Raw genomic sequence first — 25,984 nt, 5'->3', positions numbered from 1 at the left:
GGACAATCCTCATGTTTCTCGAACGGTTCCGCCTTGATGGCAAGACTGCCTTTATCACCGGCGGTGGCCGTGGCATTGGCCTATCGACAGCCGAAGCGCTTGCCGAGGCCGGCGCGCGGGTCATCATATCGGATATGGATCCGCAGGTGCTGCAGACAGGGCGTGCCGAGCTGAAGCGCAACGGCCACGACGTCGAGGCGGTGCAACTCGACGTGACCGATTCCAAGGCAGTTGCCGCAGCCGCGCGATCCGCCAACGAGCGCCACGGCGCGGTCGATATCCTGATCGCCAATGCCGGGATCGCCTGGCCCGACACCGGCGGGGAGGAGATGAGCGACGAGGTCTGGCTGAAGGTGGTCGACGTCGACCTGAACGGCGCCTATTGGTCCTGCCGGGAGTTCGCAAGGCCCATGCTCCAGCGTGGCCGTGGCTCGATCGTCACGCTCGGTTCCATGTCCGGACTGATCTCGAACAAGCCGCAACGTCAGGTGCACTACAATTCGGCGAAGGCAGCGGTCCACCACATGACACGGTCGCTTGCGGGAGAATGGGCCGAACGCGGCGTCAGGGTAAACTGCGTCGCGCCGACCTATGTCGATACCGTCATGTCGCGTGGCGGCTTCACTGACGACGGGCTGATGCCGGTATGGATGGAGATGACGCCAATGAAGCGCGTTGCGCGCCCCGACGAGATTGCCGCCCCCATCCTTTTCCTCGCCTCGGATGCGGCGAGCGCCATGACCGGTGCGGTCGTGGTTGTGGATTGCGGTTATACCATTTGGTAGGGATTGACTGGTTTGGCCTGAGAATCGGTCGGCCATCAAGCGGGGTGAAGCATGGAGTCTCTGACCAAACGCGTCGATATCGTTCCTGCCAAACGGCAGGCGCTGATCCTGGAGCACCTGCGCGTAAGCGGCGCGGCCAGCATCCAGGAGCTCGCCGACACGATCGGCGGATCGCAATCGACGGTCAGGCGCGATCTCGAACATCTGGTGGAGAAGGGGTATCTCGAGCGCACCCATGGCGGGGCGCACCTGCTGCAGCCCATGCGCGCCACCTTCGAACGCGAGATGACCGTCAATGCGGAGCTGCAGCATGCAGAAAAGGTTGCGATCGGCCGTGAGGCCGCGCAGCGGCTGAGCGCTCGCGATAGTGTCATCTTCGACAGTTCCTCGACTGTCATGGAGGTAGTGCGCGCCGCCGCCGAGCGGGATTTGCCGCTGACCGTGGTGACGAACAGTCTCCAGATTGCCGATTTCGCGGCCGACATCAAATCCTGGCGCATCATCCTGCCCGGCGGCACCGTCCGTCCCGGCTACCGGCACCTCGCTGGCGAGCCGGGCGAGAGCTTCATCAAGACGCTCCATGCCGATCTCTGCATGACAGGTGCTTCGGCCGTGACAGGCACGCTGTTGACGGAAACCTCGCTGGAGGTGGCGTCGCTCAAGCGCGCCATGATTTCGTCCGCCCGCAAGACGATCCTGCTCGTCGACAGTTCGAAGTTCACCGCACCTGGTTTCTGCACGCTTTCGGATATTTCCGAGATCGACGAGGTGATCACCGACGAGGGTATCTCCCAGGATGCACTCTCGTCGTTGCACTCCGCCGATCGAAAAGTGACGGTGGTTAGCGTCAGCACTTCGCCGGCTTCACGGCGGCCCCAATTGTGATGACCCGACGCCAACACGCTAGGTCAATTTGGATGCGCCCGAAGCCGGCAAAGTGAGCGTTGGCTGTCGCGTCGCCGGTCGATTCACCCGGTTGCCCGCGATCCCTAGCCATGCCGTAGGCACCATCCCTGAAGGTCGCGGATACTCTCAAGGCCAGCGAGTGCGACGGGCTTAGGATGATCGAGCGCGGCTATCGCCAATTGCTGCGCGTCCGGCCGGCGTCACCTCTGACGAGTGCCGCCAGTCACATTGTCCACTTACTTGGTTGTCTCCAAGCCGACGCCTACTCTCAATCCTGAAAAGAATGGCGGCTTCGCGCCCTCATATCGGTCGCTCAGCGAGCCCCGCACGTAACTAAAGCGGACATCCTTCTGTGCATGCTCAGTCCATTCCGATATCCTTGGTTGGTTTGGCGGCCTATAGAATTCAAGCTGCTGCTGGTGGCAAATAATTGATGACAGTTTGGCCACGCCAACGATATCTTTTCGGCATTGGCGTCTACACGTGCATCATCCTTGTAGGATGGAATCTGTCGGCTGGGTGTGGACATCTTCGCCCCGGTGACCCAATCTTGGGCCCAGGGAACAACAAGCGCCGCAGAGACGGCGCCAAAATTCGGGCGCGAATGACCAAGGGATGGACATTGTATGACCCACGGCTGGCATGGATGCTGGTCGCGCCGGTCCTGATGCTGCTGATCTTTTTCCTGGTGCTGCCGATCGCCGTGATGATGATCTACACCTTCTTCACCTTCGTCACGGCCGGCGTCGAGCAGAGCACGCTGACGCTGGCGAACTGGCACGAGTTCCTGACCGACAGCTACTATCACGGCTTCCTGTTCAAGACGCTGAGGGTCGGCGCGATGACCGCGCTCATCTGCGGCGTGCTCGGCTATTTTCCCGCCTACTTTATCTGGGCGACGACCTTCAAGCACAAATGGCTGCTGCTGCTTTTGCTGATCGTGCCGTTCTGGATCAGCTTCACCATCCGCACCTTTTCCTGGATCAACATCCTGGGCGAACAGGGCGTCATCAACGTCGCGCTGCTCAAGCTCGGCTTGATCCATGAACCGCTGCCGATGCTCTACACCGAAGGCGCGGTCATCATGGGTCTGCTGCACTTCCTGCTGCCGTACATGATCCTCAACGTCTATGTCAGCCTCGAAAGCATCGACCGCACACTGATCTCGGCGGCCCGTTCCATGGGCTGCACCAGCGCGCAGGCTTTCCGCGAGGTCACGCTGCCACTGTCGTTGCCCGGCCTCGCCGCCGGCCTGCTCCTCTGCTTCGTGCTGGCGGCCGGCTCCTACGTGACGCCGCAACTCCTCGGCTCCGGCCGTGACGCGCTGTTCGGCAACCTGATCTACGACACTATCATGGGCCAATTGAACTGGCCGATGGGCGCCACCCTTTCCATTGTGCTCTTCGTCGTGCTCGGCTTCTTCGCCGCCCTTTACACCCGCTACATGGGCATGTCCCAGATCGTCAAAGGGTTGGGTGGATGACGGCACGAACCGGCGACAGGGAAGGCAGATGGGCCTGGCGGCTGACCGGCTTCATAACCGTTCTGGTCTATGTTTTCATGTTCGCGCCGATCGTCGCCACGGTGATCCTGTCGTTCAATTCCTCGATGTTCGGCGGCTTCCCGATGACTGGCTTCAGCCTGCAATGGTATGTCAAGCTGATGGGCAACGAGCAGGTGCTTGCCGCCTTCCGCACCTCTTTGTGGATCGCGCTCGTCACCGCCGTCGTCACCACCGCCATCGGGCTGGTGACGGCCTTCGCGCTCGTCCGCTTCGATTTTCGCGGCAAGCAAATGCTGAGCACGCTGGTGATCTTGCCGGCGCTGGTGCCTGAGACGATTCTCGGCGTCGGCCTGCTGGTGCTCATCAAGGCGGTCGACGAGCCGCGTACGCTGCTCATCCTGGTGCTGGGCCACATCCTGTTGGCCGTGCCCTATGTGGTTCTGATCGTCCAGGCGCGCATGGTCGGCGTACGACGCGTCTATGAAGAGGCGGCGCTTTCACTTGGCGCTTCACGTCTTGCCTCCTTCCGTGAGATCACGCTGCCGCTGCTCATTCCCGCGGTGATTGCGGGCGCGCTTCTTGCCTTCACCATTTCCTTCGACAACACCTCGGCCAGTCTGTTCTGGCGGCCGGCCGGCGTCGAGACGATGCCGACGCAGATTCTGTCGATGCTCAAAATATCGATCAGCCCGGAAATCAATGCTCTGGGCACTGTCATGATCCTTTTGACGGTCGGCATACCGCTGATCGGAGGCCTGATCCTGCAAAGCCTTACTCGATTGAAAAAACGCAACGAACCAAGGGAGAACGCATGATGAAACTGTCCAACACCAGACGGCTGGAAAGGCTGCAGGAACGCTACAATAATGGCGACCTGAGCCGCCGTACCTTCCTGACTCTGACGGCTGCGGCCGCGACAACCGCAGGTCTGTCGATGCCGTGGATGGGCCGCGCGCTCGCAGCCGCAACGGAGGTCCGCTTCGACGGCTGGGGCGGCACGGTGCAGGACGCGATCGAAAAGTACGCCTTCCAGCCCTACACCGCCAAGACCGGCATCAAGGTGGTGCAGGGCACGTTCGGCGACGAGAACGAGATCATCACCAAGGTCAAGACGTCGAAGCCGGGCGACTTTCAAGTCGTCCATTCGTCTGGCGTCAACTACTATATCAAATACGTGAACGCCGGGATGACCTCGGAAATCAACGAGGCCAACATTCCCAACATGACGAATGTGCTGCAGCCGATGATCGAGCCGTTCCGCAAGCTGACGCCGAAGCTGTCGGCCGTTCCCTACGATTATGGCACCACCGGCCTGGCCTACAACACCACCGTCATTTCGCCGGAGGAAGCGAAGGAAAAAGGGGCAGGGCTGCTCCTGGACAAGAAGTACGCCGGCAGGATCGGCGGCTATGCCGACATGACCACGCGGGTCTGGTACGCCGCGCTCGCCACCGGCCAGGATCCCAACAAGATCGAGGACATGGACGCCGTCTGGGCCAAGGTGCGTGAGACGCGAGACCTTGCCAAGAAGTTCTGGAGTTCGGGCGCCGAACTGATGGACCTGCTTTCCAAGGGTGAGATCGTGGTGACCGACGCCTGGTCGGGCCGCGTCGCTTCCTTGCAGGATCAAGGCCGTCCGATCGGCTATCTCGACCCGGCCGGCTCCTACGCCTGGATGGAGGACATGCTGATCCTGAAAGGCTCGCCGATGGCCGAATGCGAGGAACTGATCAACTTCATGCTCGATCCGGCAACGTCTATCGCAGTGGCCGAAGGCCAGAGCTATCCGCCGTCGCTCGACCCGACCAAGGTCAAGCTCACCGAGAAGATCGAGAAACTGCCGGCCTTCGATCCGACCGGCTCGATGAAGGCGCTGACCTTCGCCGATCCGAAATATTGGGCGGACAACGAGGACGCCTGGTCCAAGCAGTGGGACCGGATATCGAAGGGCGCCTGACGGAATGGCAACCACTCAGCAAGCACCCCGGCCGGGCTCGGCCGGGGTGTTGTCCCCTGCAGCGGCGGGGCTGGACACCCCCGCGGTTGAATTCCGCGATATCGACATTGCCTATGGGAAGTTCATCGCGGTGCGTAATTTCTCGCTGGCGATCCGCAAGGGCAGCTTTGTTACCCTGCTCGGTCCATCGGGTTGTGGCAAGACGACCATCCTGCGCTCCATCGCTGGGCTGGTCGACATTTCGAGCGGCCAAATTTTGATCGGTGGACGGCGAGTCGATGACATTCCGATCTATAAGCGCAACATTGGTCTCGTATTCCAAAGCTACGCACTTTTCCCGCACAAGAATGTCTTCGACAATGTCGCCTTCGGCTTGAAGTATCGCAATGTGCCGAAGGCCGAGATCACCCGCAAGGTCGGCCAGGCGCTCGATATGGTGCGGCTGCCGGGCAGCGAGAAGAAATTGCCGTCGCAACTCTCAGGCGGGCAGCAGCAGCGCATCGCGCTGGCGCGCGCCATCGTCTTCGAGCCCGAGGTGCTGCTGCTCGACGAACCGCTTTCGGCGCTCGATGCCAACATGCGCGAAGAGATGCGGGTCGAGATCAAGAAGATCCAGCAGGCGACGGGCATCACCGCTATCTTCGTCACCCACGACCAGGAAGAAGCGCTGTCGATGTCCGACCGGATCGTCGTCATGAACGCCGGGTCGATGGAGCAGATCGGCACGCCGCAGGAGGTCTACGAGACCCCGGCCACCGCTTTCGTCGCCGATTTTCTCGGCAAGGCGAACATGCTGGCGGGGACTGTCAGCGCCGCCGACGGCGGCAAGGCGACGGTCACGCTTACAGCTGGTCAATCGGTGGAGGTTGTTTCACCGAAGCCGCTTTCGCAAGGGGCTGCCGTCACTGTGGTAGTGCGGCCGCAGAAGCTATCGGTCGGTTCGGCAGCCGCCGGAAACCGGCTGTCCGGCCGCGTCGTCTCCACCTCCTATCTCGGCGGCAGCGCGATCTACGAGATCGACATCGGCGGCAAGACTATTGTGCGCGCCAGCACGCCGGGCGGCGGCAAGCTCGTGCGCGAGGGCGAGGCTATCGAGGTCGGCTTCGATCCCCCCGGCTGCGTTCTCTTGGATGCCAACGGGCTGCGTATCGCCTGAGGCGCTCCCCGGCGGCGCGGCGGTGTCAGTCGAAGTCGTATACCGTCTCGGCGGCAACTACGCCCCAGCAGCAATAGGCGACCGGACCGGACATGACGGCCATGGTGTCGTGGATTTCGACAGACAGCGGGCCGGCCGGCAGATGCACGGTGAAGCGCTCGCTTGTCGTGAGACCCTTGCGGCGCGCGGCGAAGGCTGCGACGCACGCGCCGGTTCCGCACGCCTGCGTGGCGATGCCGGGTCGCTCCCATACGGCGAGACGGATCGTTGAGGCATCCACGAGTTCCGCCACGCTCACGTTCACGCCCTCGGGGAACAGCGGACTATCGTGGATGGGTGCCGCGTCTCGCGCCAGGTTGATATCGGCGAGGCTGTCGACGAAGAAGACGGCATGCGGATTGCCGATCCACAAGCCCATGCCATGACGAAGCGAGCCGCTTTCGACCGGCAGGTCGGCCACGTCGACTTCGTGCGAAAGTGGAAAATCGCGCCAGTTCCAGCCGATCGGACCGAGCGCGACACTGACCTCCATGGCGCCGGTCCGGCGGCATTTCAGCAGGCCGCCTTTCGTTTCGAAGGCGAGCGTGTTTGCGCCGGTCTCCTCCATCAGCAAATGGGCGACGCACCGAGTAGCGTTGCCGCAGGCTGAAACCTCACGGCCGTCAATGTTGAAGATGCGCATGGCGGCAGCAGCCCCAGCTAATGATGGCGGTTCGATGGTCAGCACCTGGTCGCCGCCGACACCGATCCGCGGGTCGCAGATCCTGACGATGTCCGCCCGTCGGAAGGCGCGCCGGTCGATCCGCCTGTCGAAGATCACGAAATGATTGCGCAGCCCATGCATTTTGACAAATGGCCGTTCGGCTGAATCAATTGCTTCGAGCGCATGGCGCACGTGAAGACGTTTGCTGTTGAGAATATCGTCCATGAATGCCAATCTACACTGGCCGCGCCGTTATGAAAATTGTGCCGACCTGGTGTCGCTGATGCGGCCATTCCAAGCTCACACCTGCTTTGCATCTTTCCGGCTTACGCCAGAACTCATCCCACTGAACGTCTGTATCACGGCGATCTCCAGGTCAGGTTAAAATTCCGCTTCTGAAAATCCCAGCCCCGAGGCTGCCTAACCGGCCCCGAAGCAGCCGTTGCGGCGGGCGCTACACCGCAGCGTCGTTGATCTCCCTCGCGGCCGGCTGGTCCAGACCCGGTGCACGCAGACGAACATGCCATTTCGCTAAGATTTCTGGAACCTATCGCTTCACTGCGTCTTGAATCGCCGTTCGGAGGGTGCATGAGTAAGGCCGCAGATGGACTCTCTTTCGTTGAGTTTCAGTCGCCGACTCTGGTCGCGACGGCGCCCGAAGGCAGCGAATGGATCCACGAGATCAAGTACGATGGCTACCGCACCGAGCTCATCATTGAGCGCAGCAAAGCGCGGGCGTTCACGCGCCGTGGCTACGACTGGTCGCATCGATACCGCCGGATAGTTGAAGCAGCTGCGGGCTTGCCGGTGAAGACCGCAATCATTGATGGGGAGGCTGTCGTTCTCGGCGACACCGGCCTTCCGGATTACCAAGCCCTGGAAAGGGAGTTGGGCAATCCAGATTCGGCGAGGCTCATCTTCTATGCCTTCGACCTGCTGCACCTTAATGGGCGCGATCTTCGGCAACAGCCATTGGTGAAGCGCAAGGCAGCCCTGGAGAGGCTACTGGAGAACACCGCGCCGACACTAAACTATGCCGAACATCTGGAGGTAAGCGGCAAGGATGTGTTTCAACATGCCTGCCGGATGGGGTTGGAGGGGATCGTATCCAAGCGCGTCGATGCGACCTACGGCTCGGGGGTTCAGACCAGTTGGTTGAAGGTAAAGTGCATCAAGAGCGACACCTTCCCTATCGTGGCTTTCGTAGAGAAACTTGGTGCTCACCCGCACCGCATTGCATCGCTTTATATCGGGCGCCGCGAGGGCAACCGACTGCTCTATGCCGGGAAGGCTCGCAGTGGGTACACCTTGAGCGCTGCGAAACTCGTTCGGGAGCGGCTTGATCCGCTGATCATCAGCAAGTCGCCATTATCAGAGCCCATTGTGAAACCCAAGGCAACTTGGGTGAGACCGGACGTTCTGGCCGAGGTGCAATTCAGCGGCGTCACTGATCGCGGCGTGCTGCGCGAGGCAGTGTTCAAGGGTTTGCGCGAAGATCTCGTGCCGATCCCGGCCAAGCCTCCAGCCCCATCGAAGCGACGCGGGCCAACCCGGAAACATGGCGTTCCCAGTGAAAACATCCTGCAATTGCTGCCTGACGCTGTCTCGCCCTCCAAGGACGAGCTTGCGCGTTACTGGGAGAGGGTTGCGGATCATGCCCTGGTTCATCTCGGCCACAGACCGCTGAAGCTGGTCCGCCATGCTCATGGCGCGACCTTCTATCACAAAGGCGCACTGCCGCAGATCCCGGCGGCAGTGCATCAATTGCGGCTGCAGAAGCGCGAGGGTGGCGAAGGTGTGCGCGTGTGGGTGGACGACCTTGCCGGTTTGCTGGGACTGGTCGAGATGGATGCGGTAGAGTTGCATCCCTGGAACGCCACCGTCGACGATATCGAACATGCCGACCGTATTGTTCTGGACCTTGACCCCGGCGAGGGCGTCGAGTGGGAGCAAGTCATCGAGGCCGCACTGGCGCTCCGCGACATCCTGGAAGCGGAAGGGCTGGAGAGCTGGCCGAAGGTTACTGGCGGCAAAGGCATTCACCTGATGGTCCCGCTGGAGAGCAAGATCACGCACGACAGCGGCCGCCTCTTGGCCAGGTCCTTCGCCAATCGGCTCGCTGAAGCGCATCCGGACCGCTATCTACTTTCGGCCTCGCCGTCGGCTCGAACAGGCCGCATCTTCATTGATTACCTCCGCAATGGTCGGGGCAGCACTGCGGTGGGCGCCTTCTCGCCACGGGCGCGCCGCGGTTTTCCAATCGCCCATCCGGTGACCTGGAGCCAGGTTGAGGCAGCCATCCGTCCAGATGCCTTCACGATCGACCGTCGGTTCAGGGCAGCGGTCAGAAAAGCTGCGTGAGCGCAAACGCGGGAAATGAAGATTCTCGCCGGGTATTTCGATAGCAATTGGAGAAGAGACGTAGCTATCCGAACGGACGGATCACGTCGTGTCCTTACCGGACTGGGTCGAGTTCAATCCAGGCTGGCGCATGATCACTCGGCTTTTCCCAGCCTCGCACGTCAGCGTCGACGCCGGCGTCGCGCAACCTGTTCGAAAGTGATGGGCTGACCAGAAGATGATCCATCCGCAGGCCGGAACTTCGATCATAGCCGCCCTGGTAGGCGAAGTTCCAATAGGTGTAGACGCCTTTTTCCGGGTGGGTGCGGCGGACGCCATCGATCCAGCCGCCATCAAGCATTTCGGCATAGGCTTGCCGGCTCTCCGGAAAGTAGACTGCATCGCCTAACCAACGTCGCGGGACCACGGCATCGATCGGGGTGGGCACGACATTGTAGTCGCCGCAGAGAATGCTTGGGACACCTTCCCTGAGCAGTAGCTGGCCGTAGCTGATCAGGCGGTCGAACCAGCGCAGCTTATACTCGAATTTCGGGCCAGGAGCGGGATTGCCGTTGGGCAGGTAGAGGCAGCCGACGACGATCCCATCCACCTCAGCCTCAATATATCGGCTGTGCGTGTCGTCAGGATCGCCCGGAAGCCCACGACGGCGCTCCAACGGCTCTTTTCCACGAGCGAGTATGGCTACGCCGTTGTAGGATTTTTGCCCGTGCCAGATTGCGCCGTAACCGGCGTTCCTGATGGCTTCGGCGGGGAATTTCTCATCCGAGGTCTTCAATTCCTGAAGGCACACGACGTCATAGTCGGTCCGATCCAGCCACTTGATGAGCACAGGCAGGCGACCGTTCACACCGTTGACGTTGAATGTTGCGATGCGGGTCATCAGGAGCTCTCTCCAAAACTCTTCACGCGGTATCAAGGTGAATGGCTCAGCAGTTGATCCCTCACTACCCTGCACAGGAACTTCTCACTCGCCTTTGTAGGACTGTGCGGCCTCGCCAATTTTCTGCCAGTCGTTCCCATACCGCCGCACCATTCCCGCGCCTGAGCTGGTGAAAGATGATGTGTCTCGATGACGTGCTTCGCCTCTGCGTCCTGTCCTTTCATGGGACGGGAACGAGCCCTTGTCGACCGCACGCCGTCGAGCCCTGTCTCATCTGATTTCGACATCGCTCATCCTGGCTCTTCTTAACCGCCGAACGTGGGGAAAGTTCAATGACGACAGCGGTAGGGGAGTCCGGCCGAGCGGGAGCGAGCTCTCGGGCAGGGAGCAATGCGGCCATCGTCGTTGTCTATCGACTGATTCAATGTCAGGATCGGGCGCAGCCTGGTCGCCCTTGATTGGGAGGCCATATGGGTAAAGCGGCTGTTCCGCTATTGAGCCCTGACAGGCGTCCTATGGACCCGGCGTCGAATTCAATCGCAAATCCCGCCTTCCATCGCGTGCCCCTTCACCCATCTCCTCACCACAGAACTAGCGGGCTAATCCGATTGCGCGAAGCGTCAGCGACAGAAGAAAATCTATCAAGCTCTAGACCTGCAGTTTATCGAGCCCGAATTGCGCGAAGGCAGGGACGAAGTTGAGAGGGCAAACCAGAAGCTACCCGCGCTCGTCCGGGATGATGATCTGTATGGCATCGTGCATTCTCACACGACCGCATCCGATGGCACCGGAACGCCCGACGCGCCGGAGTCAGCTAACGCTGATAAGCTGCCTAGAAGCTTCGTTTTGTCCTTGCCGATCATCAGCACACCGCTGTCGGGGGCCAGCAGTGCCGAGAATGGCAACATGGCCGCGCCGATCGGTGAAGCCTCGGGGCCGAATTGTCCGGAGACGATTTCCGGCGCGACGATGCCGATGGCGCTGATCTGGTTGAACCGTGTCTGCACCCTTGCCAGCAGCTCGAGATGGATCGGCCGCGGTAGGATGCTGTCGAGAACGATCGCCTCAATGTCGATGATGGAGGTGATGGCGATGATGGCCTCGACCAGGGCGCTCGCGCAATCGTCGATCCACTCGAACAAAGGCGCGCGCGCTTCCGGCGGCAGCGGATCGAGCTCCCGCACCCGGTTGATCACCACGCCGCGTGTCCTCAAATGATTGACCAGCACATAGATCGAGGCGCGATGCAGCAGGCTCTGGTAGCGCGCCGGCTTGGCCGCGACCGAATCGAGGCTTGAGGGCGAAACCGGCAAAGGCCCGAGTGCGGCGCTGTTGCCGTGCGGCCCGGTATGGACCTTGCCGCCTTGCACCAGCCCACCGCCAACGAAAGTGTCGATCGAGATATGCATGAAATCGCGGAACCGCGCGCCGGCGCCCTGGATGAGTTCGGCCAGCGCCGCCGATGACGCGTCGTTTTCGACGAAAACCGGTGTTTTCACCCTGGTGGTAAACAATGTCGTCAGGTCGATCGCCTCCCAGCGGCTGCCGAGATCGTCGGGGAAGCCGAGTTCCTCACTCCAGCCGCCGAGGAAATAGGGCGAAGCGATGCCGACGCCGACAATGCTGGCATCGCGAAGTCCGGTGACCACCTTGTCGAAAGTTGCCAGCGACATATTTCCGGCCTTGAGCACCAGATCGGGATCCGGGAAGCGGTATTCGTGCGACTCGCGGGCTCGAACCTCGCCAGCGAAATCAACGAGCACGGCTTCCAGCGCGCGCCGGCCGATCTTGATGCCGACGCTATAGATCCGCTCGGGGGTAAGTCGGTAGAGGGTGGACGGTGAACCGCGCTGCCCAAACCTTTTTCCTACTTGCTTTACGAATCCGGACGACTCCAGGCCGTCGACAATGGCGGCGACCGCCGCTGGCGTTAGATTCGCCGCGCGTGCCAGGTCGGACTTCGATGCCTCCTTGAGACGCCGAATGGTATCAAGCACGAAACGCTCGTTGTAGTGCCGAACTTTGACTGAGTTGCTGCCTTTTCCGGACAAAACCGGCGTCTCCCCATTTAACTTGCGGAACCCGCGCTCGCCGCCCGCAGCGTTGAAGTTGCTGCGGCCGAGACGTTCCAGCCGCGCCCATGCGTGGCCAGACAGTGCGCGCCCGGATCGTGGAAGTCAATTTTCCGGTTGCGATCCAACCCTATTTAATATAGCAAATTGAAAAAATAGCCAAGGTGAGGGAGGAGAGGTGCTGCACTTGGGCGCATATGGCGAAGCCGATGCCGCGGTGAAGAGGGGGGTGGCTGTCCCCGTTGCCCTGGCTCAGGCGACAAAGGCCTTCGGCGGCACGATTGCCTTGAAGGATGCGTCCTTCGAGCTGCGGGCCGGCGAGGTGCTGGCGCTGCTTGGCGAAAACGGCGCCGGCAAGAGCACCTGCGTGAAGCTATTGGCCGGCGTACATTCCCCCACCAGCGGTCATGTCGAGGTCGATGGCAAGCCAGCAACTTTCCACTCGCCGCATGACGCACAGGCCGCCGGCATTGCGGTCATGCACCAGCATCCCGGCCTGTTTCCCGATCTGTCGGTGGCGGAGAACATCTATCTCGGCCACATGCCGCGCGACCGCTTCGGTGGCATCGACAACGCCGCCATGCTGGCCGGCGCGCGCAAGGTGCTGGCCACCGTCGGCCTCGGCGTGCCGGCGGCAACGCGGCTGGGAACGCTACGCACCTCTGAACAGCAACTGGTCGAGATCGCCCGCGCGCTGTCGCTGGATGCGCGCGTGCTGATCATGGACGAACCGACCGCCGCATTGTCGCAGCGTGAGGTCGAGCGGCTGTTCAGCGTCGTTGCCGATCTCAGGCTGCGCGGCGTGGCCATGATGTTCGTCGGCCACCGCATGGACGAGATATTTCGCATCGCCGATCGCATCGCGGTGCTGCGCGACGGCCGCCTCATCGGCGTCAAGCCGAAAGCCGAGCTTGGCCGCGCTGCCGCCATCAGCATGATGGTCGGGCGTGAAGTCACCGACCTTTATCCCGAACGGCGCCATGCCTCAGGCGCGCTGGTGCTGGAGGCGAAGGGGCTTTCGCGGGCAGGCGGCTTTACCGGCATCGACCTCAAGCTGCACGCCTGCGAAGTGCTGGGCCTTGGCGGCCTGGTCGGCAGCGGGCGGACCGAGATCGCGCGCGTGCTCTTCGGCATCGACCGGCCGGACGCGGGAGAAATCCTGATCGATGGCAAGCCGGTGCAGTTCGCCTCGGCGCTGGACGCCATGGATGCGCGCATCGCCTATGTCTCGGAAGACCGCATGGGCCAGAGCCTGGTGATGGATTTCTCCATCCTCGACAATGCGGTGCTGCCGATCCTCGACAAGGCCGCGTCCCGCGGTCTCTACGGCACCGCCCGCGCCACTGATCTGGTGGCGGACTGGTTGAAGCGCATGAAGCTGCGCTTTTCCGGTTACGGGCAGCCAGTCAAGGAGTTGTCGGGCGGCAACCAGCAGAAGGTGGTGCTGGCCAAATGGCTGCGCACCGAACCGCGTGTCCTCATCCTCGACGAGCCGACGCAAGGCATCGATGTCGGCACCAAGGCGGAAGTGCATGCCATGATCGCCGACCTTGCCGCGCAGGGCATGGCGATCGTTTTGATCTCGTCAGAGATGCCCGAGCTGATCGGCATGTGCGACCGCATCGTCGTGCTGCGCGAAGGCCGCCAGACGGCCGAGTTTTCGCGCGGCGAAGCCACCCAGGAAAAGGTACTGGAAGCGGCGACCAGGACCGATGAACGCGCCGGCCAGGCAGCGCAGATCGAACGAGCCGCCCAGGAGGAAAAGGCAAAAGGACCTTTCGACTTTCTGAAGCGGCGGGAGTTCGGCCTGCTCGCGGCGATGCTGGCCGTCGCCATTCCGGTCACGATCATCAACCCGCGCATGATCAGCGCGGCAAACCTCACCGCTGTGTCGATGGACGCGGCCTTGCTCATCGTTGCCGCACTGGCGCAGATGCTGGTGCTGATCACCCGCAACATCGATCTGTCGATCGCAGCTGTGATCGGCCTTTCCGCCTATATGGCCGCCAGCATGGTCCAGGCCTATCCCGGCCTCGACATCGCCATCGGGCTGGTAACAGCCTGCGCGGTCGGCGGCTTTGCCGGGCTGCTCAACGGATTGGTCGTCACCAAGGGAAAGATCCCAGCCATCGTCGTCACGCTGGCCTCGATGTCGATCTTTCGCGGTTTCAACTCGATCTGGGCGGCCGGCGACCAGGTCAGCGCCGATGAAGTCACGCAAGCCTGGCTCGACATGACCGGCCTGAAGATCGCCGGCGTGCCGTTGATCGTCGTCATCGCTGTTCTCATCCTGTGCGTAGGTTATGTGCTGCTCTATCGCACGGCCACCGGACGCGAGCTGTTTGCCACCGGCTCCAACCCGGACGGCGCACGGCTGATCGGCATTCCGGTCGACCGGCGCATCCTGCTCGCCTTCGGCATGGCTGGCCTGCTCGGCGGCCTGTGCGGGGCGCTCTGGGCTTCGCGCTACGCCACCATCGACGCCCGTGTCGCGCTCGGCTTCGAACTCACCGTGATCGCCTCGGCAGTGGTCGGCGGCGTCGCCATCCGTGGCGGTTCGGGCACGCTGCTCGGCATCATCCTTGGCGCGCTCACACTGTTGGTGATCAAGAACGGGCTGACGCTGGTGCGCGTCGACCCGCTGTGGCTGCAAGGCGTCTATGGCCTGGTGATCCTGGTCGCCATCGGCATCGACACCTTCATCGTGCGGCGCGCCGAGCAGGCAAGACAGGCGAGGGCGAGATGAGAAAATTCCTGCGCTCGATCGACTTCTGGGACCTGCTGCTGGCGACCGCTTGCCTCGCCATCTTTCTCTACGCGGCGGTCTTCGTGCCGAACTTCGTCTCCGCCTTCAACCTGTCGCAACTGGCGGCGAGCGCCTCGGAAAAGGCGTTGCTGATTCTGCCAATGACGCTGCTCATCATCACCCGCGAGATCGACCTGTCGATCGCCTCGGTGCTGGCGCTGACATCCGTGTTGTTTGGCCTGCTCGTCCAGGCCGGTGTGCCGACTTTGGCGGCCATTCCGCTGACGCTCGTCTTCGGCGGCCTGCTTGGCGCCTTCAACGGCTATCTGGTTTCAGGGCTGGGGCTGCAGTCGCTGGTGGTGACACTCGGCACCATGGCGCTCTATCGCGGCATTGGCTACATCCTGCTCGGCACCGGCTCGGTCAACATATTGCCGCCGGCGGTCGTCGATTTCGGCATCAACAATCTGCCGGGCACGCAGATACCGTGGACCATCGTGCCCTTCCTGGTGCTGGCGCCGATCTTCGCGGTCGTGCTGCAGAGAACGCCGACCGGCAAGCGTATCTACGCCCTTGGCGGCAGCCCGGAAGTTGCGCGCTATTCCGGCATCGACACACGCAAGATGGTGCTGAAGCTGTTCGTCGTGTCTGGCGTCGTCGCAGCGATTGCCGGCATCGTCTACACCGCGCGGCTTTCCAATGCCCGCGCCAACAATGCGCTGGGCATGGAGCTCGACGTCATCACCATCGTGCTGCTCGGCGGCGTCAGCGTGTTTGGCGGCAAGGGACGGCTCACCGGCGTCATGCTGGCGCTGCTGTTGATCGCCATCATCCGTAACGTGCTGGCGCTCAACCAGATCGGCGGCGACGCGCAAGGCATGATCATCGGCCTGCTTCTGATCGGCTCGCTGCTGGTCTCCAATTACTGGCGCTCCCTGGAGGAGCGGCTGTCAAGATCGCGCGTCCTGCGCGAAACCAAGGGGTGATCTCGGGCCCCTTTCTTCAAGCCCGAATTTTAAACGGAGGAGTCACAATGAAAGCGTTTAGATTAGCCCTGCTCGCATCCGCGGTTCTGCTTGCGCCGACCTCGCTGGCTTACAGCCAGGAATGCGCCAAGGAACCGGTAACCGTCGGCTTCTTGCCCAAGCTCGATACCGATCCCTACTTCAAGGTGGCTTTCGGCGGCGCCGAAGAAGCGGCGAAGGAGATTGGCGGTACCGCCACCCAGGTCGCCCCGTCACAGGCGACCGCCGAGGCACAGATCGAATTCATCAACAGCCTCGTGTCGCAGAAGGTCGGGGTCATCGCGATTGCCGGCAACGACGCCAATGCCGTTGCGCCTGCACTGAAGCGCGCCGTTCAGCAGGGCGTGCGGGTGATCTCGTATGATTCCGACGTGGCGGCCGATGCCCGCGCGGTATTCGTGAACCAGGTGAAGGGCGACAGTCTGGCCGAAATGATGCTGGAAAGCGCATTCAACCTCAGCGGCGGCGAAGGCGAATTCGCGATCCTGTCGTCGACGCCGACGGCGACCAACCAGAACGCCTGGATCGACTTCATGAAGGCGAAAATGGCGGCAGAGCCGAAATACGCCAAGATGAAGCTGGTGCAGGTCGCCTATGGCGAGGAAAGCGAACAGGTCAACCAGCAACAGGCGTTGGCGCTGGTGCAGGCGTTTCCGGATCTCAAGGTGATCATCGTGCCGGCAGGCATTGGCCTTCCGGCGGCCGCGCGTGCACTCGAGGAAGCCGGCATGATCGGCAAGGTCAAGCTGACCGGCCTGGCTCCGGCCACTTTGATCTCGAAATACATCAAGGACGGCGCCGCGCAGGATATCTGGTGGAATGTCACCGATCTCGGCTATCTTACCTATCAGACGGCCCAGGCGCTGGCGCAGTGCAAGATCACCGGCAAGGAAGGTGAGAAGTTCACGGCAGGCCGGCTCGGCGAATACACGATTGGGGCGGGCGGGGAACTGATCCTTGGCCCGGCAAAGATCGTAACGCCTGAAAACCTGGCCGAGTTCAAGTTCTAAGCCTCCCAAGGCTTTGCGGGCGCCGGTTCGAGCCGGCGGCCGCCTTTCAATCTTCAGTCGGAAACTACGAGGCGACGATGAAACTCTTGTTGGCAGGCGAGACCTTCGCGGCGACGACTTCGGTCGCTGCCGGCGGCGACGTGCTGACAAGCGCTGCGTGGGTCAACGGTGCGACAGCCTTCAATGCCGCGCTTGCCGAGGAAGGCATTGCGGTCACGCAGATCGGCGGCGATCGCTGTGCCGCCGAGTTTCCCTTCGACCTCGATGCGCTCGCTGAGTACCAGGCGGTGGTGATCTCCGATGTCGGCGCGCTGACCTTGCTGGTCACGCCGGAGGCCCGCGCCGGCCGCGTTGGCGTCAACCGCCTCGAGGTGCTGAAAGCCTATGTCGAAGCTGGCGGCGGGCTGATGCTGGCCGGCGGCTATATGGGATTTCAGGGCATGTTCGGGACAGCGCGGTTCTACGACACTCCGGTCGAGGATGTGTTGCCTGTGCGCTGCCTGCCGTTTTGCGACGGCATGGAGGTGCCGCAGGGCCTGCAGGCATCCATCCTGCGGCCGTCACATCCGATCTTTGCCGGTGTCGAGGGCCCATTGCCGCCGATCCTCGGCATGAACAAGCTGGATTTCAGGAGCGATGGCTCGTCCCAGCTTCTTGCAGCCTGCCACCATCGCGGCGCGGACTGGCCGCTGCTTGCCATTCGCAACCATGGAAGCGGCCGGACAGTCGCCTGGGCAACCGACATCGGTCCGCATTGGCTCTCGCAGGATTTTCTCCGGTGGCCACTCTACGGTAGGCTGATGGCGAACATGATCCGATGGCTCGCCGGCCACAAATAAAAGCCGGATACCGGATTTTACTTCATATTTGGCCGCGGCCACGCCCGCGGTGATGTAGGGCAAGGTCCGGTCGAACGCATAGCCCGCCCGCAGCCGCGCCAAACCCGACCACTTGAGTTCGCTCTTGAGCAAAGCGCTGAGCCATCGCGCCCCGTGCCGAGAGGTCAGTCCAGTCGCATTGCTGTAGGCGATGTCAGCCTCGGCACCGAGCACGAAGCTGTTCTCCATCTGGTAATTGGCAGGCGCCTGGCCAAGGGACCAACCTTGCGGCAGGAATCCCCGAAGACGTTGCGCCGTCCAGCGATGCGGAACGACAATGATCCGAAGGGCATGTAGCCGGACAGAGGCGCCGCGCGGGCTTGCGCGGCGCCATCCGCTCAGTTGATGCCAGAGGGCTTCTGTTGCTGACGCCGGTCAGTTGGCGGCTCCGCACAATTGCGACGTCGTCAATCCTGGCGGCACTTTTTCCGTGGGACCAAATCCGTACTTCGCCATGATGGTGGCGATCGTGCCTTTCGACATGACCTTCGCCAGACCCTGATTGTAGAGGTCGCGCAGATCGCCATCGTCCTTCCTGAACGCGACCGCGATGTAGCTGATCGACTTTTCGTCCGTCGTGAACGGGCTGGCGCGCTCCAGATCGGGGCTCTTGTTGCCGGCAAGCAGCCCGATCACCGTCGGGGACGAGAACACCGCGGCGTCGATGCGGCCGGCGCGCAGTGCCGCGATGTTGGTCTCGATGTCCGGGAACTGCAGGATGCGGTCCTCCGGAACGCCCTCGGTGATGGCGTTCTTGATGACATTGCTGCCGCGGCCGCCCCCCATGATCGCGTCGGCTTTCTTGGCAAGATCCGCATAGCTATGGAGCGCCTTGGGGTTCCCGGCGAGCACGATAGCCGCGTCGTCCGACCTCAGGTCGGGAGCGCCGAATGCGACCTGCTGGCATCGCTCCGGCGTTATCGACAGCCCAGATGCGACGGCATCGAAACGCCCGGCCATCAGGCCCGGGATCAAGGCGCCGAACTCGGTGACCTCGAAGTCGACCTGCTTGACGCCGAGATCGGCGAAGGCAGCTCTGAGGAGATCCGGGTGCCACCCGAGCAACTCGCCGGTTCCCTCCTTCTTGTAGCCCCATGGCGACCGGTTATGGATGCCGATGACGATGCGTCCTTCCTTCAAGACGCGTTCTTTTGTGGTCTCCGCCGCGGCCGGCAATAGAGATCCAACAAGCGCGGCATAGGCGATGCAGGCCAGGCCAATGGCGGCCGATCGGGCTCGAAATTTCATCGGTTCAGTCCTCCCGTGAGATTGAGTTATTGCGCGCAGGCGTTCCGCCTCAGCCGCGCGACGCTACGTTTGAAAGCGGCAATTCGTCAATATAGATATACAAAATATATACAAAATATTGCGAACGCAGCAAGGAGAGGCTCTCGCTCGTGGCGACGAGGGGAATACGTTTGTTTGTGAGTTGCATTGGGTTGACGCAGATGCCTCAACCTCACTCAGTTGCCGCCGCGATGGTTCTTGACAACCGGTCGATTAGACGGGCAAGACTTCCGAGCGCTTGACCTGGCCCAGCGCGAAGCTGCTTTCGATCGAGGCGATGTTGTCCAGCCGCGTCAGCTTGTCCTTGATGAACCGCTCATAGGCCTCGAGGTCGCGCACCACGATGCGCATCAGGTAATCCCGCTGGCCGGTCATCAGATAGCAGTCGACCACCTCCGGCCAGCGCAGCACCGCCTGGGAGAAGCGGTCGAGATCGCCCTCGCGTTGCCGTTCAAGCTTGATCGATGCGAAAGCGCTGATCGGTAAGCCGAGCTTCTTCTGGTCGAGGACCACGGTGTAACCTTTGATGACGCCGGCGCTCTCCAGGAGCCTGACGCGCCGGGCGCAAGGTGAAGGGGAAAGACCGACGGCTTCAGCGAGGTCGTTCGTCGTCGCTTTTGCGTTCTTCTGAAGCGCGGCGATGATTTTCATATCGATTGCATCGAGCGTCGGATTTGGCACGTTTCCCTCGTCTGGACATCGTTATTGGCTGGATCAGCCAATATCATCGATCTGCTCGGGTAAGAATAGCCACTTTTGAGAGACCGTGGCCGCTATCGTTAAGCCGCGATATCACGGGAGCCGACGATGACGATCCTTTCGGAGCTTGAACGCAAGGTTCTTTGGCTGGCTGTCTGGATGATCCATCATGCCAATCATGTTCGCGGGTCGCAGGACGGCCTCAAGGTCGGCGGCCATCAAGCGTCGTCGGCGTCGGCCTCGACCTTGATGACGGCGCTCTACTTCCAGATCCTCAGGCCCGAAGACCGTATTGCCGTCAAGCCGCATGCCAGCCCGGTTTTTCACGCCATCCAATATCTGTTCGGCAAGCAGACGCTCGAGCAGCTGCAGAATTTCCGCGGTTATCGCGGCGCGCAGTCCTACCCGTCTCGAACCAAGGATATCGACGATGTCGATTTCTCGACCGGGTCGGTTGGACTGGGCGTGGCGCAAACCCTGTTCTCCTCCCTGGTCCAAGATTATGTCAGGGCAAAAGGCTGGAACGCGGACCAGCCGGAAGGTCGGATGGTCGCCCTTCTCGGCGACGCTGAAATGGACGAAGGCAATATCTTCGAGGCCCTTCTCGAAGGCTGGAAACACGGCCTGCGCAACACCTGGTGGGTCGTCGACTACAACAGGCAGAGCCTTGATGCGGTGGTGCGCGAAGGCCTGTGGCAGCGGTTCGAGTCCATCTTTCGCAACTTCGGCTGGGATGTGGTGATCCTCAAACATGGGACATTGCAACAGGCGGCCTTCGCGGAAGAGGGCGGCGAAAAGCTGCGGTCCTGGATCGACGCATGCCCCAATCAGCTCTATTCCGCGTTGACCTTCCAGGGCGGCGCCGCATGGCGCAGGCGCCTTCTGGACGACCTCGGTGATCAGGGACCGGTCACCCGCCTGATCGAGAAGCGCAGCGACGAAGACCTTGCCGCCTTGATGGCGAATCTCGGCGGCCATGATCTGGCGAGCATCATCGATGCCTTCGAGAACGCGCGCGGTCATGATCGTCCGACCTGCTTCATCGCCTATACCATCAAAGGTTTCGGCCTGCCGCTGGCCGGCCATAAGGACAATCACGCTGGATTGATGACGCCGGCGCAAGTCGACGCGCTGCGGCAAGGCATGGGTGTCCGCGCGGGGCGTGAATGGGACATGTTCGAGGGCCTTGCATATGATGAGGCCGCGATCCGGTCCTATCTGGCGTCGTCGCCATTCGCGCAGGCAGCTACCCGCCGCCATCAAGCCCCAGCCATAACCGTGCCGGCGCGGATTGCTTTCAGCGCCCAGGCGTCCATGTCGACACAGCAGGGCTTTGGCCTTTTGATGCACGACATCGCCAAGTCAGACAGCGATTTTGCAAAGCGTGTCGTCACCACGTCTCCGGACGTCACCGTCTCGACCAATCTTGGCGCCTGGGTAAACAGGCGGGGTCTGTTTGCGCGCCGCGACCAGGCGGACATTTTTCGTGAAGAACGCATTCCCTCTACCTTCAACTGGACGTTTTCGCCGTCGGGACAGCATTTCGAACTCGGCATCTCGGAGATGAACCTCTTCACGATGCTGTCGGCGCTGGGTTTGTCGCATTCGCTTCATGGCGAGCGCCTGCTTCCGGTTGGAACGCTCTACGACCCGTTTATCGAGCGTGGCCTCGATGCGCTCAACTATGCTTGCTATCAGGACGCTCGCTTTATCCTGGCGGCGACGCCTTCTGGCGTCACGCTGGCGCCCGAGGGCGGAGCGCATCAGTCGATCGCCACGCCGCTGATCGGCATGGCGCAGGACGGCCTGGCGACATTCGAGCCGGCCTATGTCGACGAGCTGGCCGTCATCCTGCGTTGGGCATTCGACTACATGCAGCGCTCCGGCGAGACCGAGCCCGATGACCATACCTGGCTGCGCGATCAGACGGGAGGTTCGGTCTACCTCAGGCTCTCGACGCGGCTGATCGAGCAGCCGACACGCCAGACCGGGGACACCCCGGCGCGCGACATCGTCGATGGCGCCTACTGGTTGCGCAAACCCGGGCCGAATGCCGCTGTGGTCATCGCCTATTCGGGAGCTGTCGCGCCGGAGGCGGTCCAGGCATTGGGGCTGATGGCCGGTGACCGGCGCGATGTCGGGCTTCTTGCCGTGACCTCGGCCGACCGGCTGAACGCCGGCTGGTCGGCCGCGGCGCGGGCGCGGCAATATGGCCATCCGCGCGCCACCAGTCATGTCGAGCGCCTGTTGGCCGATCTCCCGGCCTCATGTGCCATCGTGACGGTGCTGGACGGGCATCCCGCAACGCTCGCCTGGCTGGGGTCGGTTCATGGCCATCGCACGCGCGCGCTCGGCGTCGAGCATTTCGGCCAGACCGGTACGGTCGCGGATCTCTATCGGCATTACGGGATCGATGCGCAAGGTATCATGGCCGCGGTGCAGTCGGTGTCGGCCGGCCGGCCGCTGAGGCACCTTGGCTCCGCCGCCTGACGATCCGCCAGCATCGCCTCGCGGCCGGCTCGTTCGATAGGGGCTGTCAATACCGGAATTCCTTAAGGGCGGCTGCCAATCGTCGGCGCCATCTTCCCGCGTGGCTGGAAAGCGTGGGGAGATGAAAATGGCTGGGGCCGGCGAGCATATGAGCCGTGAAACGATGAAGTCGTCGGTGGGGACGGCGGCGGCGATCGGGCATCACGGCGAACTCATCCAGGGCGTCTTCAAGGACGATGGCGGGCGCCTTCATCGCGGGCTCGTGACGCTGCCGATTGCCGGCTTGAGATCGGAGGTGAGCTTTGCCAGGAGCGACAACGATGCGGTCGTTGTCAACCCCGATCACAAGGTCAAGGCGTCGGCAGCTGCGCGGCTCACGCTCGATTTCTTGAACGTCACCGGCGGCGGCGAGCTGACACTTCAAAGCGCAATTCCCGTGGGGCACGGCTACGGCTCATCGACGGCTGACGTTGTCGCTTCCATTCGTGCTGTCGCCGCAGCCGTTGACGTCCAGCTGCGGCCGTCAAGCATCGGGCGTCTGGCCGTGGCTGCCGAGCGCGCCAGCGATGCGATCGCGTTCGACGAACACGCAGTGCTCTTCGCGCAACGCGAAGGCACGGTGATCGAAAATTTCGGAGGCTCCCTGCCGCCGCTGCTTCTGGTCGGGTGCAAGCCAGATGGCGGGGTTCCGGTCGATACATTGCAGCTGCCGCCCGCACGCTACGACAGTGCCGAAATCCAGGAATTCGGAGTGCTTAGGGCAATGGTGGCGCGGGCGGTTCGCCTCCAGGATCCCTATCTTCTCGGACGCGCCGCCTCGGCCAGTGCCCTGATCAGTCAACGGCACTTGCCGAAACAGCGCTTCGGCGAGATCGCCGAAATCGCCCGGCGAGCCGGGGCGTGCGGGGTGCAAGTCGCCCATAGCGGTTCGTTGTTCGGCCTGATTTTCGATCTTTTCGCATCGAATCTGAAACGACGCGCGGCCCTGGTCGCGCAGCAGATAAGAGGTGCCGGCTTCAAGGATATCGAAATCCATCTGGTCAATGCGGAGGGCTGGACATGGTGACCTTCGACGTGGACTATTTCAGGGACCTTGAAACCCCGCGCCTTGCGCGCCTGGCGCCAAATCTCGTGGCCGCGGCGTTTCCGCTGATGAAGCTGATGCCGGCCCGCTACATTCTGGATCGCGCAGCGTCGGATGGCGAACTGAAGGCAGGCGCCCACATTGTCGAGACGACGTCGGGCACGTTCGGCATGGCGGTCGCGCTGCTGGCGGCGGCGCGAGACTATCGCCTTACGCTCGTCACCGCTTCAACGCTGATCGACGCCAAATACAAAGCCCGCCTGGAGCGCATCGGCGCCACAGTCATCGCCCTTGACGATCCGCGCGGCGACGGCAATCAGCCTGGCCGGCTGGAGCGCCTCCAGGAAATCCTGGCCAACGAGCCGGACGGCTTCTGGACCCGCCAATACGACAGTCCGGGCAACTGGCTTGCCTACGCGCGGCTGGCCGAACTTGTCATCCGGGCAATGGGCAGGATTGACTGCCTGGTCGGCTGCGTCGGTACGGGCGGCTCGCTATGCGGCACCGCGTCCTTTTTGCGAACGGTCTTTCCGCATCTGACGGTGTTTGCCGTCGATACCCATCGCAGCATCCTGTTCGGACAGCCCGTCGGCAAACGCATGCTGCGGGGCCTGGGCAACAGCGTACTTCCTAAAAATGTCAGGCATGAGCTTGTCGACGAGATCCATTGGGTTGGCGCCTATCCGGCCTATAGGACCGCGCATCGTTTGCTGCGCGAGCACGGCCTCTTCATGGGGCCGACCAGCGGCGCCGCCGCGTTGGTGGCGCAATGGGTTTCAGCGACCCTTCCGGATGCGCAAGTGGCGGTCATCATGCCTGACGAAGGCCATCGCCATGCCGAGACTGTCTACAATGATGACTGGCTTGCGGCTCTGCCTGGCTGGCCCTGCAAGGAACTGTCCGAGCCGAGGACTCTGACCACCATCGCACCGGCCGCAGAAACGCAATGGACGCGCTTTCTTTGGCTGCGTCGCAGCCTTGACGATGTGCTGAAAACGCAGGCAGCAAGCGAAGTGCCGCCGGCTGTTGGCGCCCCGGAAAATCTATGAAGCGAGATCCAGCCCGTTTTTGTCGAGCCAGCGCCATGCATCGTCCGTCGTCTGGAAGATCTGATCGTGTTCGTTCGAACCGGCGGACCGATCGAGGTCCTTGAGACCGCTGGCTGTCACGACGGCCACGACACGGTCTGTGGCTGCGATGACACCTTGGTTCTTCAACGTCGATATCGCCATCAGCGGCGTGACTGACGCCAATTCGGCAAAGATTCCTTCCTCCCGAGCAAGGCGTTCCTGCATCGCGATCAGGCCGTGATTGCTGACGGGGACGGCGTGCCCGCCGGATTCGCGCAGAGCCTTCAGGGCCTGAAAGGTGCTGCGCGGCGTGCCGATCGATACGGCAAGGCTGTCGAAGAGCATTTTGCGTTCACTCAACGCATCGGCGCCGCTGGCCAGAGCGGCCGCCAGGGACCCATGCACCTCCGCCGCGACGAGACGAGGCAGGCGCGTGATCGAGCCTTGCGCGAACAGCTCGCAAAAGCCAGCCCACACACCGGACAGGGCATCGCCGTAGCAGACCGGCAGGACGCACCAGTCTGGCGCCGTGCCATCTGATTGCTCGACGATCTCATAGGCGATCGTCTTGTAGCCCTCGATGCCGAGTGGATGGCTGCCGACGACCGGACCGTGATAGGGTGAGGCGATGAACCAGTCGTAGCGGGCAGCCGCCTGTTCAAGCAGCGACCATCGGTCCATTTTGCTGACCAAGGGCAGGACCGTCGCCCCATATTTTCGGATCTGCGCCAGCATCGCGCCGGCTGATCCCGCGAAAGTGGTGACGACGCATTTGAGCCCGGCTCGGGCAGCGTAGGCCGCCAGCGAAGCGCCGGCGTTTCCCGATGAGGCGGTCGCGACGATCTTCGCGCCGCGCGCGCGCGCCACGCTGACCGCGATCGTCGAGAAGCGGTCCTTGTGCGACCACGTCGGGTTTCGGCCTTCGTCTTTGATTGCGAGGTCCGGCACGCCGAGAAACGCCCCGATGCGGGGCGCGGCAAGCAAAGGTGTCAGCCCCTCGCCGAGGCTCACGGCCTCCGCTTCTGTGCAAGGCAGCATATGCGCAAAACGCCACAGCGAGCGCGAACTGGTGCCGCCGTGAAGGGGATGGAGGTGCGGGGCGGCATAGACCGGACGAAGATTTGCCGGCGCGGTGTCGTGGCAGCGCGCGCATCCAATGGAGTCGATTGTCACATCGGCAGGGTAGGAAGCGCCGCACCGGATGCAGAGGAACTCCAGGACCCGACTTGCGTCGCCTGAGCGATGCGCGTCGGACATGTCGTGCGCGAGGTCGCGAAACGGCCGGCTCACCATGGCTATTCCTTATCCAGGAAACGATGAATTCTCTTGTTGTTTCAACAGCCCGAAGCACGGCTGTCAATGCGGAATGTG

At 62.3% G+C, this 25,984-nt stretch carries 20 protein-coding genes; 14 read left to right on the top strand and 6 right to left on the bottom strand.

Annotation, left to right across the window (positions count from 1 at the left end; translation table 11 throughout):
• Nucleotides 1-11: 11 nt before the first annotated feature.
• The 6 genes from EOA19_RS24155 (at nucleotide 12) to EOA19_RS24130 (ending at nucleotide 6,308) form a co-directional block, all read left to right on the top strand.
• Complete coding sequence (locus tag EOA19_RS24155) at nucleotides 12-785, top strand: SDR family oxidoreductase (RefSeq protein ID WP_127297662.1); 774 nt, start codon at nucleotides 12-14, stop codon at nucleotides 783-785.
• A 51-nt stretch (nucleotides 786-836) separates the two neighbouring features.
• Complete coding sequence (locus tag EOA19_RS24150) at nucleotides 837-1,670, top strand: DeoR/GlpR family DNA-binding transcription regulator (RefSeq protein WP_127297663.1); 834 nt, start codon at nucleotides 837-839, stop codon at nucleotides 1,668-1,670.
• 625 nt (nucleotides 1,671-2,295) lie between these two features.
• Nucleotides 2,296-3,174, top strand: coding sequence for an ABC transporter permease (locus tag EOA19_RS24145; protein WP_127297664.1), 879 nt, complete (start codon nucleotides 2,296-2,298; stop codon nucleotides 3,172-3,174).
• Nucleotides 3,171-4,010 (top strand): ABC transporter permease, encoded by an 840-nt coding sequence (locus tag EOA19_RS24140; protein ID WP_128305001.1) that lies wholly within the window; start codon nucleotides 3,171-3,173, stop codon nucleotides 4,008-4,010. Before EOA19_RS24145 ends, EOA19_RS24140 begins: the two co-directional genes overlap by 4 nt.
• A complete protein-coding gene (locus EOA19_RS24135) occupies nucleotides 4,007-5,152 on the top strand; it encodes an ABC transporter substrate-binding protein (protein ID WP_245486278.1) in 1,146 nt (381 codons plus the stop codon). Before EOA19_RS24140 ends, EOA19_RS24135 begins: the two co-directional genes overlap by 4 nt.
• Nucleotides 5,153-5,156: 4 nt before the next feature.
• The gene (locus EOA19_RS24130; RefSeq protein WP_128305000.1) at nucleotides 5,157-6,308 is read left to right on the top strand and encodes an ABC transporter ATP-binding protein; all 1,152 of its coding nucleotides are present in this window, start codon (nucleotides 5,157-5,159) and stop codon (nucleotides 6,306-6,308) included.
• 25 nt (nucleotides 6,309-6,333) lie between these two features.
• Here EOA19_RS24130 and dapF read toward each other — a convergent pair whose 3' ends face one another.
• Complete coding sequence (dapF, locus tag EOA19_RS24125) at nucleotides 6,334-7,236, bottom strand: diaminopimelate epimerase (protein WP_128304999.1); 903 nt, start codon at nucleotides 7,234-7,236, stop codon at nucleotides 6,334-6,336.
• Between the two features lie 363 nt (nucleotides 7,237-7,599).
• Here dapF and ligD point away from each other — a divergent pair, with 363 nt between their 5' ends.
• Nucleotides 7,600-9,372 carry a DNA ligase D gene (gene ligD / locus EOA19_RS24120; RefSeq protein ID WP_128304998.1) on the top strand — a complete coding sequence of 591 codons (1,773 nt, stop codon included), beginning with the start codon at nucleotides 7,600-7,602 and terminating at the stop codon, nucleotides 9,370-9,372.
• A gap of 94 nt (nucleotides 9,373-9,466) precedes the next feature.
• Here the strand turns inward: ligD and xth are convergent, their stop codons facing one another.
• Both xth and EOA19_RS24105 read right to left on the bottom strand, forming a co-directional pair.
• On the bottom strand, nucleotides 9,467-10,252 hold the full coding sequence (gene xth, locus EOA19_RS24115; protein WP_128304997.1) for an exodeoxyribonuclease III: 786 nt from the start codon (nucleotides 10,250-10,252) through the stop codon (nucleotides 9,467-9,469).
• A 764-nt stretch (nucleotides 10,253-11,016) separates the two neighbouring features.
• Entirely contained in the window at nucleotides 11,017-12,249 is a 1,233-nt protein-coding gene (locus EOA19_RS24105; protein WP_245486277.1) for an ROK family transcriptional regulator, read from the bottom strand.
• Between the two features lie 262 nt (nucleotides 12,250-12,511).
• Between EOA19_RS24105 and EOA19_RS24100 the strand changes: the two genes are divergently transcribed.
• The 4 genes from EOA19_RS24100 (at nucleotide 12,512) to EOA19_RS24085 (ending at nucleotide 17,944) form a co-directional block, all read left to right on the top strand.
• On the top strand, nucleotides 12,512-15,070 hold the full coding sequence (locus EOA19_RS24100) for an ATP-binding cassette domain-containing protein (RefSeq protein WP_245486275.1): 2,559 nt from the start codon (nucleotides 12,512-12,514) through the stop codon (nucleotides 15,068-15,070).
• The gene (locus EOA19_RS24095) at nucleotides 15,067-16,056 is read left to right on the top strand and encodes an ABC transporter permease (RefSeq protein WP_128304996.1); all 990 of its coding nucleotides are present in this window, start codon (nucleotides 15,067-15,069) and stop codon (nucleotides 16,054-16,056) included. The genes EOA19_RS24100 and EOA19_RS24095 overlap by 4 nt, the downstream gene beginning before the upstream one ends.
• 47 nt (nucleotides 16,057-16,103) lie before the next feature.
• Complete coding sequence (locus tag EOA19_RS24090; RefSeq protein ID WP_128304995.1) at nucleotides 16,104-17,105, top strand: rhamnose ABC transporter substrate-binding protein; 1,002 nt, start codon at nucleotides 16,104-16,106, stop codon at nucleotides 17,103-17,105.
• A gap of 77 nt (nucleotides 17,106-17,182) precedes the next feature.
• A complete protein-coding gene (locus tag EOA19_RS24085; protein WP_128304994.1) occupies nucleotides 17,183-17,944 on the top strand; it encodes a glutamine amidotransferase in 762 nt (253 codons plus the stop codon).
• Nucleotides 17,945-18,358: 414 nt separating this feature from the next.
• On the opposite strand, the gene ehuB is transcribed toward EOA19_RS24085, so the two are convergent.
• Together ehuB and EOA19_RS24070 are read right to left on the bottom strand one after the other, a co-directional pair.
• Entirely contained in the window at nucleotides 18,359-19,231 is an 873-nt protein-coding gene (gene ehuB / locus EOA19_RS24075; RefSeq protein WP_128304993.1) for an ectoine/hydroxyectoine ABC transporter substrate-binding protein EhuB, read from the bottom strand.
• 252 nt (nucleotides 19,232-19,483) lie between these two features.
• Nucleotides 19,484-19,951, bottom strand: a complete 468-nt coding sequence (locus EOA19_RS24070; RefSeq protein WP_127297925.1) for an Lrp/AsnC family transcriptional regulator — start codon at nucleotides 19,949-19,951, stop codon at nucleotides 19,484-19,486.
• A gap of 126 nt (nucleotides 19,952-20,077) precedes the next feature.
• On the opposite strand from EOA19_RS24070, the gene EOA19_RS24065 reads away from it, so the two are divergent.
• From EOA19_RS24065 to EOA19_RS24055, 3 genes are all read left to right on the top strand, one after another.
• The gene (locus EOA19_RS24065; protein ID WP_128304992.1) at nucleotides 20,078-22,459 is read left to right on the top strand and encodes a transketolase; all 2,382 of its coding nucleotides are present in this window, start codon (nucleotides 20,078-20,080) and stop codon (nucleotides 22,457-22,459) included.
• A gap of 127 nt (nucleotides 22,460-22,586) precedes the next feature.
• Complete coding sequence (locus EOA19_RS24060) at nucleotides 22,587-23,525, top strand: kinase (protein ID WP_245486274.1); 939 nt, start codon at nucleotides 22,587-22,589, stop codon at nucleotides 23,523-23,525.
• Nucleotides 23,519-24,592 carry a PLP-dependent cysteine synthase family protein gene (locus tag EOA19_RS24055; RefSeq protein ID WP_127297275.1) on the top strand — a complete coding sequence of 358 codons (1,074 nt, stop codon included), beginning with the start codon at nucleotides 23,519-23,521 and terminating at the stop codon, nucleotides 24,590-24,592. The genes EOA19_RS24060 and EOA19_RS24055 overlap by 7 nt, the downstream gene beginning before the upstream one ends.
• Here the strand turns inward: EOA19_RS24055 and EOA19_RS24050 are convergent.
• Entirely contained in the window at nucleotides 24,587-25,906 is a 1,320-nt protein-coding gene (locus tag EOA19_RS24050) for a threonine synthase (RefSeq protein ID WP_245486273.1), read from the bottom strand. The two genes, EOA19_RS24055 and EOA19_RS24050, sit on opposite strands and share 6 nt — an antisense overlap.
• Nucleotides 25,907-25,984: the final 78 nt, after the last annotated feature.

The organism is Mesorhizobium sp. M7A.F.Ca.US.010.02.1.1 (genome assembly GCF_004023085.1).
Taxonomy (GTDB): Bacteria; Pseudomonadota; Alphaproteobacteria; order Rhizobiales; family Rhizobiaceae; genus Mesorhizobium.
Note: the sequence above shows the minus strand (reverse complement) of the source record. Positions and strands in the feature narration are given on the sequence as shown.

Coding starts and splice junctions, on each gene's coding strand:
- xth (WP_128304997.1), bottom strand. CDS start 10,252: ATGACCCGCATCGCAACATTCAACGTCAACGGTGTGAACGGTCGCCTG.
- EOA19_RS24095 (WP_128304996.1), top strand. CDS start 15,067: ATGAGAAAATTCCTGCGCTCGATCGACTTCTGGGACCTGCTGCTGGCG.
- EOA19_RS24050 (WP_245486273.1), bottom strand. CDS start 25,906: ATGGTGAGCCGGCCGTTTCGCGACCTCGCGCACGACATGTCCGACGCG.
- EOA19_RS24060 (WP_245486274.1), top strand. CDS start 22,587: ATGGCTGGGGCCGGCGAGCATATGAGCCGTGAAACGATGAAGTCGTCG.
- EOA19_RS24065 (WP_128304992.1), top strand. CDS start 20,078: ATGACGATCCTTTCGGAGCTTGAACGCAAGGTTCTTTGGCTGGCTGTC.
- ligD (WP_128304998.1), top strand. CDS start 7,600: ATGAGTAAGGCCGCAGATGGACTCTCTTTCGTTGAGTTTCAGTCGCCG.
- EOA19_RS24090 (WP_128304995.1), top strand. CDS start 16,104: ATGAAAGCGTTTAGATTAGCCCTGCTCGCATCCGCGGTTCTGCTTGCG.
- EOA19_RS24150 (WP_127297663.1), top strand. CDS start 837: ATGGAGTCTCTGACCAAACGCGTCGATATCGTTCCTGCCAAACGGCAG.
- EOA19_RS24085 (WP_128304994.1), top strand. CDS start 17,183: ATGAAACTCTTGTTGGCAGGCGAGACCTTCGCGGCGACGACTTCGGTC.
- EOA19_RS24155 (WP_127297662.1), top strand. CDS start 12: ATGTTTCTCGAACGGTTCCGCCTTGATGGCAAGACTGCCTTTATCACC.
- dapF (WP_128304999.1), bottom strand. CDS start 7,236: ATGGACGATATTCTCAACAGCAAACGTCTTCACGTGCGCCATGCGCTC.
- ehuB (WP_128304993.1), bottom strand. CDS start 19,231: ATGAAATTTCGAGCCCGATCGGCCGCCATTGGCCTGGCCTGCATCGCC.
- EOA19_RS24130 (WP_128305000.1), top strand. CDS start 5,157: ATGGCAACCACTCAGCAAGCACCCCGGCCGGGCTCGGCCGGGGTGTTG.
- EOA19_RS24135 (WP_245486278.1), top strand. CDS start 4,007: ATGATGAAACTGTCCAACACCAGACGGCTGGAAAGGCTGCAGGAACGC.
- EOA19_RS24145 (WP_127297664.1), top strand. CDS start 2,296: ATGACCAAGGGATGGACATTGTATGACCCACGGCTGGCATGGATGCTG.
- EOA19_RS24140 (WP_128305001.1), top strand. CDS start 3,171: ATGACGGCACGAACCGGCGACAGGGAAGGCAGATGGGCCTGGCGGCTG.
- EOA19_RS24055 (WP_127297275.1), top strand. CDS start 23,519: ATGGTGACCTTCGACGTGGACTATTTCAGGGACCTTGAAACCCCGCGC.